General features: G+C 36.4%; 10 protein-coding genes and 1 tRNA gene. 4 read left to right on the forward strand and 7 right to left on the reverse strand.

The genetic code is table 11. The features are described from left to right. The first annotated feature begins 129 nt into the window (after nucleotides 1-129). Nucleotides 130-1,014 (forward strand): metal ABC transporter permease, encoded by an 885-nt coding sequence (locus FFR48_RS22250; protein ID WP_371851472.1) that lies wholly within the window; start codon nucleotides 130-132, stop codon nucleotides 1,012-1,014. Nucleotides 1,015-1,167: 153 nt separating this feature from the next. Beyond that, nucleotides 1,168-1,240: transfer RNA gene (locus FFR48_RS22255), tRNA-Phe, on the forward strand. A gap of 378 nt (nucleotides 1,241-1,618) precedes the next feature. On the opposite strand, the gene FFR48_RS30225 is transcribed toward FFR48_RS22255, so the two are convergent. Beyond that, nucleotides 1,619-1,741, reverse strand: coding sequence for a hypothetical protein (locus tag FFR48_RS30225; RefSeq protein WP_268932457.1), 123 nt, complete (start codon nucleotides 1,739-1,741; stop codon nucleotides 1,619-1,621). Nucleotides 1,742-2,076: 335 nt separating this feature from the next. Between FFR48_RS30225 and FFR48_RS22265 the strand changes: the two genes are divergently transcribed. Next, nucleotides 2,077-3,225 (forward strand): homospermidine biosynthesis protein, encoded by a 1,149-nt coding sequence (locus FFR48_RS22265; protein WP_137668871.1) that lies wholly within the window; start codon nucleotides 2,077-2,079, stop codon nucleotides 3,223-3,225. A gap of 309 nt (nucleotides 3,226-3,534) precedes the next feature. Here the strand turns inward: FFR48_RS22265 and FFR48_RS29625 are convergent, their stop codons facing one another. From FFR48_RS29625 to FFR48_RS22290, 5 genes are all read right to left on the reverse strand, one after another. Next, a complete protein-coding gene (locus tag FFR48_RS29625; protein WP_236104148.1) occupies nucleotides 3,535-3,645 on the reverse strand; it encodes a DUF2887 domain-containing protein in 111 nt (36 codons plus the stop codon). A 365-nt stretch (nucleotides 3,646-4,010) separates the two neighbouring features. Further along, a complete protein-coding gene (locus FFR48_RS22275) occupies nucleotides 4,011-4,379 on the reverse strand; it encodes an aspartyl protease (protein WP_137668872.1) in 369 nt (122 codons plus the stop codon). After that, nucleotides 4,376-4,693, reverse strand: a complete 318-nt coding sequence (locus FFR48_RS22280; RefSeq protein ID WP_096565930.1) for a hypothetical protein — start codon at nucleotides 4,691-4,693, stop codon at nucleotides 4,376-4,378. Before FFR48_RS22280 ends, FFR48_RS22275 begins: the two co-directional genes overlap by 4 nt. A 291-nt stretch (nucleotides 4,694-4,984) precedes the next feature. Further along, nucleotides 4,985-5,680, reverse strand: a complete 696-nt coding sequence (gene fabG / locus FFR48_RS22285) for a 3-oxoacyl-ACP reductase FabG (protein ID WP_096565932.1) — start codon at nucleotides 5,678-5,680, stop codon at nucleotides 4,985-4,987. A gap of 117 nt (nucleotides 5,681-5,797) precedes the next feature. Beyond that, nucleotides 5,798-6,340, reverse strand: coding sequence for a DUF2231 domain-containing protein (locus tag FFR48_RS22290; protein ID WP_096565934.1), 543 nt, complete (start codon nucleotides 6,338-6,340; stop codon nucleotides 5,798-5,800). 565 nt (nucleotides 6,341-6,905) lie between these two features. Here FFR48_RS22290 and FFR48_RS22295 point away from each other — a divergent pair. Then, a complete protein-coding gene (locus FFR48_RS22295; RefSeq protein WP_137668873.1) occupies nucleotides 6,906-7,964 on the forward strand; it encodes a hemerythrin domain-containing protein in 1,059 nt (352 codons plus the stop codon). A 69-nt stretch (nucleotides 7,965-8,033) separates the two neighbouring features. Here the strand turns inward: FFR48_RS22295 and FFR48_RS22300 are convergent, their stop codons facing one another. Further along, nucleotides 8,034-8,348 (reverse strand): chromosome segregation ATPase, encoded by a 315-nt coding sequence (locus FFR48_RS22300; protein ID WP_096565937.1) that lies wholly within the window; start codon nucleotides 8,346-8,348, stop codon nucleotides 8,034-8,036. Nucleotides 8,349-8,745 lie beyond the last annotated feature (397 nt).

An 8,745-nucleotide genomic window follows, 5' to 3' on the forward strand; every position in this document is an offset into this window, starting at 1 on the left:
GACGAACAACAAAACAGACTAGAATATTGGCTGAAAATTATCCAAAGCTTTGGCAGTGATTCTCCTATTATCCTAGTTGGAAATAAAACTGATGAACACCCCCTGGATCTTGACCAGCGTGGACTGCACATGAATTTATTGATTTATGTTCAAAGCAACTGGTTTTTGTTTGGTGTTAATAATTTTTCTCAATTGGTAAACTTATTACAATTCCCCTTCATGCAACGTGCCATTATCGGTGCTGTATTAATGGGAATACTGGGCGGTTTACTGGGTAGCTTTGTGACTTTGCGCCAGTTATCTTTTTTTAGTCATGCTGTTGGTCATGCAGCTTTAGTAGGGGTAGCATTAGGAGTGTTACTAAATACAAATCCTCATTGGATGTTGTTGCCATTTACTTTAATTTTTGGTGTAGTTGTCCTCTATTTAATTGACAAAACAGATTTAGCTAGTGATAGTGTTCTGAGTATAGTCCTATCCGGGTCATTAGCTATTGGTGTGATCCTCAGCAGCATGATTGAGGGATATCGTGGTAATTTGATGGCGGTATTATTTGGCGATATTCTGGCTATTGATAGGACGGATTTAATTTTGACGTTGCTGGTGCTGTTGGGTAGCAGCATTTTTTTATTGTCAACTTTGCGATCGCAAATTTTGTTAACCCTTAACCCTGATGTTGCCCAAGTCCAGGGCGTTCCTGTTCAATTATATCGCTATGGGTTTGTTATTTTACTATCTTTAGCCGTGGCGGTGGCAATTAAAGCTGTTGGGGTTTTATTAGTAAATGCTTTTTTAGTCATTCCCGCTGCTACAGCCAAACTTATCAGTCACCATTTTAGCCGCTTTCTCATTCTATCGGTGATAGTTGGTTCTTGTAGTAGCATCGCTGGAATGATGGTTTCTGGAGTGTTTAACCTGGCCTCTGGTCCGAGTATCGTTCTAGTGCAGTTCCTGGTGTTCGTCTTTGTTTTTGCTGGGGTGAAGTTCGGGAAGCAGGTAATAGGGAACAGCTGACAAGTGATGGGGGTGAAAGTCTTTTTATATATCGGTTTTCTCATCTTGGCGGTTGCTATCAAAAATAAATAAAATTTTTTTTGAGAAACCCCTTGACTAATCCTTTTTCCTCTGCTACATTTAGTAATCGTGGCGAACATAAAAAAAGCCCGCGCCGGGATAGCTCAGTCGGTAGAGCAGAGGACTGAAAATCCTCGTGTCACCAGTTCAAGTCTGGTTCCTGGCATATAATTTCAAAATTAATAATTAGGGTTTGCTGAATAAACCTAAAACCTTGATGTATCAAAGGTTAGAGGCTGATAAACACAGAAATTAGTGCAAGGGTTTTGAAGGGTACACCGGAAAAAGTGTGCATTTTTTGGGATTTCAAGAGATGGCAAAGAAATTTTCAAATCTCCTCCTGACTCCTGACTCCTGACTCCTGACTCCTATGCCCTCACGGAAAGACTTTCTCAGCAACCCCTAATTAATCCTTGCCTAGATTTTGCCTAAATGGTTTGAAAATCTAGGCTATTTTTTTGACAAAAATAAAATCTATAATCATATAGATATATAGTTTATCCCCTCACAATAGTATTATCAAAATTTTCGTCAGCAAGCAGTTTCAACATACTTCCCGTTCTGCTTTCCGTGCCAACAATCTATCACGCAACCCTTGGGAATCAAATCTTGCCTCATTTATTTTACGAATTTCCTGTGCTTGTTGCTGTCTTTGCTGTAGATACACTTCCACTTCTTGTTGATGATTGAGGTAGAAGGCAATGGTAGCATAGATATTAGCAAGTTTAAGGGATGGATAACGGTTGAGATGTAATTCCTTCAGATAGATTCACTAACGCTTGTGCCATAATTAATAACAAGTTAGTTATGTTTAATAACAGCAAATATTGGTTGAGATATACCTTTGGATTTACTCCCATAGAAATACAAAGAATGATTCCTGAAGTATTCTCTTGAAAATGGACTCTAATTTATATCGCTACATAAAATTTTAGCAACTTCCTTAGATTTGAATGCGATAACATGACATTCAGTGTATTTACTCTTCAGGATTTCTCAAAAATGTCAAAAAAACCAGGTAAAAAAATTGCACCCATACCCATGTCAGCCGACATTAGTGTGGTTGATTTAATTAACAATTACTTCACCGCTTACAACTCTGCCCGGTTACGAGAAGCTTGTCAACTGCTAACTCAGGATATCTTTCAACCTGGTGTCACTGTGGGGGTGAGTCTTTCCGGTGCTTTGACACCAGCAGGTTTTGGAGTTTCCGCCTTAGCGCCTTTAATTCGTCATGGTTGCATTGACTGGATGATCAGCACTGGTGCAAATCTTTACCATGATATGCACTATGGTTTAGGTTTTGAATTGTTTGCGGGTAGTCCGTTTTTAGATGATGTCAAACTACGGGAAGAGGGAACAATCCGTATTTATGACATTATTTTTGGCTATGATGTTTTATTAGAAACCGACGCTTTTATCCGTAAAATTTTGCAAGCTGAACCTTTTCAAAAGCGGATGGGAACGGCTGAATTTCATTATTTGCTGGGTAAATATGTGCGGGAAGTAGAAAAACAATTAGGTGTACAACATTCCTGTTTGTTAGCTACAGCTTATGAATATGGCGTACCGATTTATACTTCTTCTCCTGGTGATAGTTCTATAGGGATGAATGTGGCAGCTTTGGCGTTAGAGGGTTCTAAGTTGGTGTTAGATCCAGCTATTGACGTGAATGAAACTGCGGCGATCGCCTATGCTGCACGGGAAACAGACGGTAAAAGCGCGGCTGTAATTCTCGGTGGTGGCAGTCCTAAGAACTTTTTATTACAAACCCAACCGCAAATTCACGAGGTTTTAGGATTAGAAGAAAGGGGACATGATTTCTTTGTGCAGTTTACCGATGCACGTCCAGATACAGGCGGTTTATCGGGTGCGACTCCAGCAGAAGCAGTGAGTTGGGGTAAAATTGACCCGGATGAGTTACCGAGTACAATAGTTTGTTATACCGATAGTACCATTGCGCTGCCTTTGGTAACAGCTTATGTGTTAAATCAGTGCGAACCTCGTCCTTTAAAGCGGTTGTATGATAGACGGGGAGAGTTGTTAGATACTTTGCAAAAAGATTATTTAGCAGCGAAGGATAAACCAGTTGTTAAGGAAGGTGGGGAGGAAGTCGCGACTTATCCCTGCGGTACGCCGGTGAAGCGTTAGGTAAAACCCATGATCCGACTGGGAATGCATTCCCAGTCTCATAGCAAAAGTCATCTAAAGATGACTAAAAATACCCATCAATCTATAGTTTACTTTAGTGAACTTTGACTATTGCCCCTACATTTGTTCATCCAATGTCTATTTACTATTTTGCTTTGCGATTTCTGTTTGCACCACTTCGATATCTAACTCAAGTATACGCGCAATTTGTTCTACATTTAGCCCCTCATTTAACAGTCTAGGAATGGTTTTTAATTTAGTTTCTAACTCTGTTTCTTCTTTGACTTCTTGATAAAATCGAGTTTTTTGTCATTCTGTTAATCCAAACATTGCTTCTAACTCCTGACGGCTATAGGATGAGAACTTGTAAACTAGCATTCTTTCTACTAATTCTAAAAGATAATTTCGCAAAATATTCAACTGATTGCATTTACCAAAAATATGGATTTTAATGAAATTCTCAATATTTTATCGCAAACATTATCATTATCATCGGTTTCAAATACCTAAACTATTATGGTTTTTTATGGTTTTTATGGAGTGCTGCACACGAAGGTGCAGCGCACTGACGAAGGGGCAACCTAATAATAATGTCGCGTGATATTTTTTATATATACTTGGGTTAACTAATAGTAGAATCTATATATTTCTGTACAGAAGGTAATTGAAAAAATAAAAAAATATTTTTCCCTATTAATAAAAAATACCAACACCTGAAGAATTAAGATATCCTGCTGTTTTTTGATGAAACTGCTGGAAAATGGGAAGGTGATTTTTTAGTTTAATTAAATCAATTCAAAACTTACCCTATCTTCAGCATAATTAGCGACTAAAACAAACAACTTCAGCCATCGAGAACCTAATAAAATTTCCTGTATCTCATCTCCAGCAAATACAGGAACTTCAAACTCTTGACTATCTATTATTACCCTACCCAAATAAACATCAAAATCAGTTTCTCCTTGAGCCGTTCTTAACTTATCTTGATTTAAAAAAGTCCAATCAAGACTTTCTATATCTTGTTTATTCATAGCTAAAAACTCAGTAAATCCTGTATCCAAAATTGTTTCTACAGGAAAACTGAGATCATCCCCACCAATTAAATCAATTTCAAAATAAACTTGTCCATTTTCTCCAAATCTCCCCTCAATCATATTCTGCCACTAACTCCTGTTTCATTAATGCCAAAAATATGATGAATGACATGAGGATATTTTTCTCTGGCCATGTTACTGGCTACTTCTTTATCTTGATCAATAAAATAATCGCCGCTATCAGGTTCAATGGCTATGTACCAACCATAGTATTTATCTAATATCTCTGGTTTTAAACGCTCAAAAATTACCCAACAACGTTCATAAAAAGCCTGTCTTCTAGCTTTTTCTTGAGCTTTTCTTTCTTCTGTCCATTGAATTTCGGGAAATACTCGACCACGCCGTACAACTCTTTCGGGTGTAGATTGTGTCATCGTTGATTACCTGATTAAAGTTTATTCTAGATTTTAACATATTAGTGTAAAATAACCAATCTTTTTTTAGACAATAGCAATTTAATAAATAGACATTTTCACCTAAATTTATGGTCATTTAATTGAAGCTGGTAATGGGTAATTGATCATAAAATCCTAGTTGTAATCCTGTTAATCCTTAAATCCTGGAAATCCTGATTATGACAATTTTCTTAACCATAAAAAAATACCCATCCAGTTATTAATCTGAATGAGCATTTATCAAATAAAATGAAATCTACAATTCAATTATCAAACATTCCCATAAACAGGAATAGCAGCACCACGTACATCCTTAGCAGCTTCCGAAGCTAAAAAACAAATTACCTCAGCAATAGACTCCGGTTTTACCCATTTATCCGCGTTTTCTGCACCCATCGCTTCCCGGTTGGTGGGGGTATCAATGACACTGGGAAGGACAGTATTTGCAGTGATGTTAGTTCCTTTTGTTTCATCGGCTATGGCCTTAGTTAATGCTATCACACCAGCTTTAGCCGCAGAATAGGCCGCTAATTGTCCCGCAGGTTCTACACTAGCACGAGAACCCACAGTTACAATGCGCCCATAGCCATTTTCTAACATTCTTTTCAGGCTATATTTACAAGTCAAAAAAGTAGTATTGAGATTTAATTCAAATTCATGCTTCCAACTATCAAAGCTGTATTCATGAGTTTTTCCCATTGAAAAACCACCCACCAAATGAATTAAAACATCTACTCGCATCATGCTATTAATGACTTGTTTTACAGATGCTTCATCTTGTAAATTAGCCGGAATAAATTTAATTCTGGCAATATCCGCTGGTGATAAAATTCCTTTGAGTCTTTCCACATCTTTAAGACTACGATAAGGAATAGTAACATCAGCACCTTGGGCTAAAACTGCGGGTGTGACACCTAAACCTAGTCCACCAGTACCACCTGTAAGTAAAACTTGTTTTCCTTTCATGAAAGATGCACTTTTTTAACCTTCATGAATTAAGATAACGCAATTGCTGATTTATACCAATCCAAAATCTAAAATCCAAAATCCAAAATCTAAAATCCAAAATCTCAAATTCCATGACTATGGATATATTTTACTACCCGCACCCACGACACCAATTTTATGACGATAGGAAAGTTCAGCACCAAACCACCCGGTAATGCTGGTTAAAGTTCCCACAATTAATGATAGTAATAAACCCCAAGGTAGTAAATTTGATTCCGCATCACCCCAACGAATAATAAAATTCAAAGTTGTGAAAATCAGGATAGAAATATTCAGAATTAAATGCGCCCAACCTGCGGCACGTTTGCGGACTCTTTCTATTTGTAAAAAGTCACTCATGCCAATAACTGAAGCGATAATACCAGTAACTAAACCTAATCCAATTAACCACACTGAAGCCCTAGCCCAAAAATAATCTCGCGTTAACCAATAACCAAAATCACTACCTAAAGCTGCGGCTAAAAAAGCTATGGGAAAAATTATACTCAAAGGATGTAAAGGATGTCCAGCTATGGATACTGTGCTGGGTACACCACTATCTAAATATTCTCGATCATCGCTTTCAATAATTGGTGGTAAATTGGGAAATGGTGTAGAATTTGGTTCTGTAGTTGCCATCTTTTCATCTCCTATTATTCAGCAGTAGGAATTTTCTCAACATTTTCTCCCCAACCTGGATTTTCTGACATAATCACGTAATCACTTAATTTATTATAATTTTTATAATTTTTATAATTTTTATAATTTTTATAATTTTTATAATTTTTATAATTTTTATAATTTACTATAATTTACTAATTAACTATCTTTGAGCAAATCTAGAAAATTGAGCATAAAAATTTATCTATCTAGGGATGGAATAAAAAATCTATAATTATATAACTTACAGTAGAAGCAGACATAATTAACAGATATTTGTGGTGTTTATTTCTGTTTCAATCACAACATTCAAAGGGTTTATAATAGCAATTGATTATGAAACTCTGGCTAAAACAAAGAGGGCAATCACAGGGGGTTTGCCCCTACATCTGACTCCTGACTCCTGGTATATATCCTGTTTTTCTATCCAGAGTTAAGAATGTAATCGTTCAAAAGAAAGATGGAAAATATCTAGTGATTATGCGAACCTGGGATTGGTAATAAATACGATTACTTGCGATTACTTTAGCTAGGAGAACTCAACATGGTAGCCACTTTAGATGATACAAAACGAAATGCTATTGCAGTAAAATTGGCAGATATGAAATTACTGCAACAGTTAATTATTGATAATGAAGAAAGATTTTTAAGAGAATGTAGTGATGGTGAAATTGCTAATAATCTCCGCAAAATGCTAGATGATGACCGCAAAAATCAAGGTATTCTTGATACTGTAGTAGTTCAATATGGCATTCAAAAAAATGCAGAATCTACAGTACAAGAAATGGTGGCAAAAGTTCGCAAATTAATGCAAGGTAATGAATTAAGTTTCTTTGAAAAAGTATTTCAACATGAGTTATTGAAGCATCAACAAGTAATGAATGGAATTACAATTCATAAAGCTGCCCAGAAAGTTGGTGCTGATGTGATGGCAGCAATTGGACCTTTAAATACTATCAATTTTGAAAACCGCGCACATCAAGAACAACTGAAAGGAAGTTTGGAAATTTTAGGAGTGCGGGAACTAACAGGACAAGATGCAGATCAAGGAATTTGGGCAAGAGTTCAAGATGCGATCGCCGCTATTAGTGGTGCTGTGGGTAGTGCTGTCACCCAAACTTCTGATAAGCAAGATATGAATATCCAAGATGTTTTACGTATGGATCACAATAAGGTAAATATCTTGTTTACAGAATTAATGCAAAGCAATGATCCGCAAAAAATTCAAGAATATTTTGGACAAATTTATAAAGATTTGAGCGCCCATGCAGGTGCGGAAGAAGAAGTAGTTTATCCGCGAGTTCGTCCTTTTTATGGTGAAGCTAACACCCAAGAATTATATGATGAACAAGCTCGCTGGGGTCCTTGGTTTGAAGAATTAAGAGGTATTAGCCCTGCTACACCACAATTTAAAGACAGACTCAGACAAATTTGGGATCAAATTGGCGATCATATTCGTCAAGAAGAAAGCACAATGTTTGCAGCTATTCGTAATAACATGAGTAGCAGAGAAAGTGAGGAATTAGCTAGACAATTCAAAGCCGCTAAGAGCAGAATTCAAGAAAGAATGGGCGGAGAAACTAGAACAGAAGCCGCTGTCTAGAGTTGCTTACTGCTTCATATTGTAAGGGTTTAGCAATGCTAAACCCCTACTCCTCAATTCTGTACTAATTCATCTTATTCCTAACATTCGATTCACTTGTGCAGACTGTAAAGGTTTGCGTTCTATATTCTGGAAAAACTCAACTTCCTTTAAAAAAGAATAGGCTGTTTTAAAATTACTTAAATTCAGTAAAACAATATCTTCATATACTGTATCTTCGGGAACTTTTATATCTACAAATAATTCTTGTAGGTTATTTTGCGCTATTGCCAGATTCAAAAATTTTAAAAATGATTGCCGTTTTTTAGAACGAACATTCAACAAGTACCAGTTATTACTAATAGGTTGAGACGATGAAGATTCTAAAGATTCTATTGGTGGCATAGTGATGAAGTTGATGTGAAAATTGAAAGCTCTGAGCTATCTTAGAACTTGAGTTAATGAATAGTAGCCAAAACCAGATTTTTTAACTTACTACTACTCCCTTCTTGCTAAAATCTCTAACAGATTACTCCTTTTCTTCCTTTGCGTACTTTGCGTACTTTGCGGTTAATTCATCAAAAAATTTGCGAACTACACCGGAACAAGAGTAATCAAAATAGTATAGCAGGAATTTTCTCTAACTTCACCTGTAGCAATAGATTTATTCATGAGATTTATTCATGAGATTTATTCATGAGATTTATTAGACCTGTCCGAAATATATAACGGAAAAATGGTAGAACGGTAAATGAAAAATATACCGTGGTTCTACCAAAGATGAAAAATATTACCAATTATA

The sequence above is a fragment of the Sphaerospermopsis reniformis genome (assembly GCF_005402885.1).
Classification (GTDB): domain Bacteria; phylum Cyanobacteriota; class Cyanobacteriia; order Cyanobacteriales; family Nostocaceae; genus Sphaerospermopsis; species Sphaerospermopsis kisseleviana.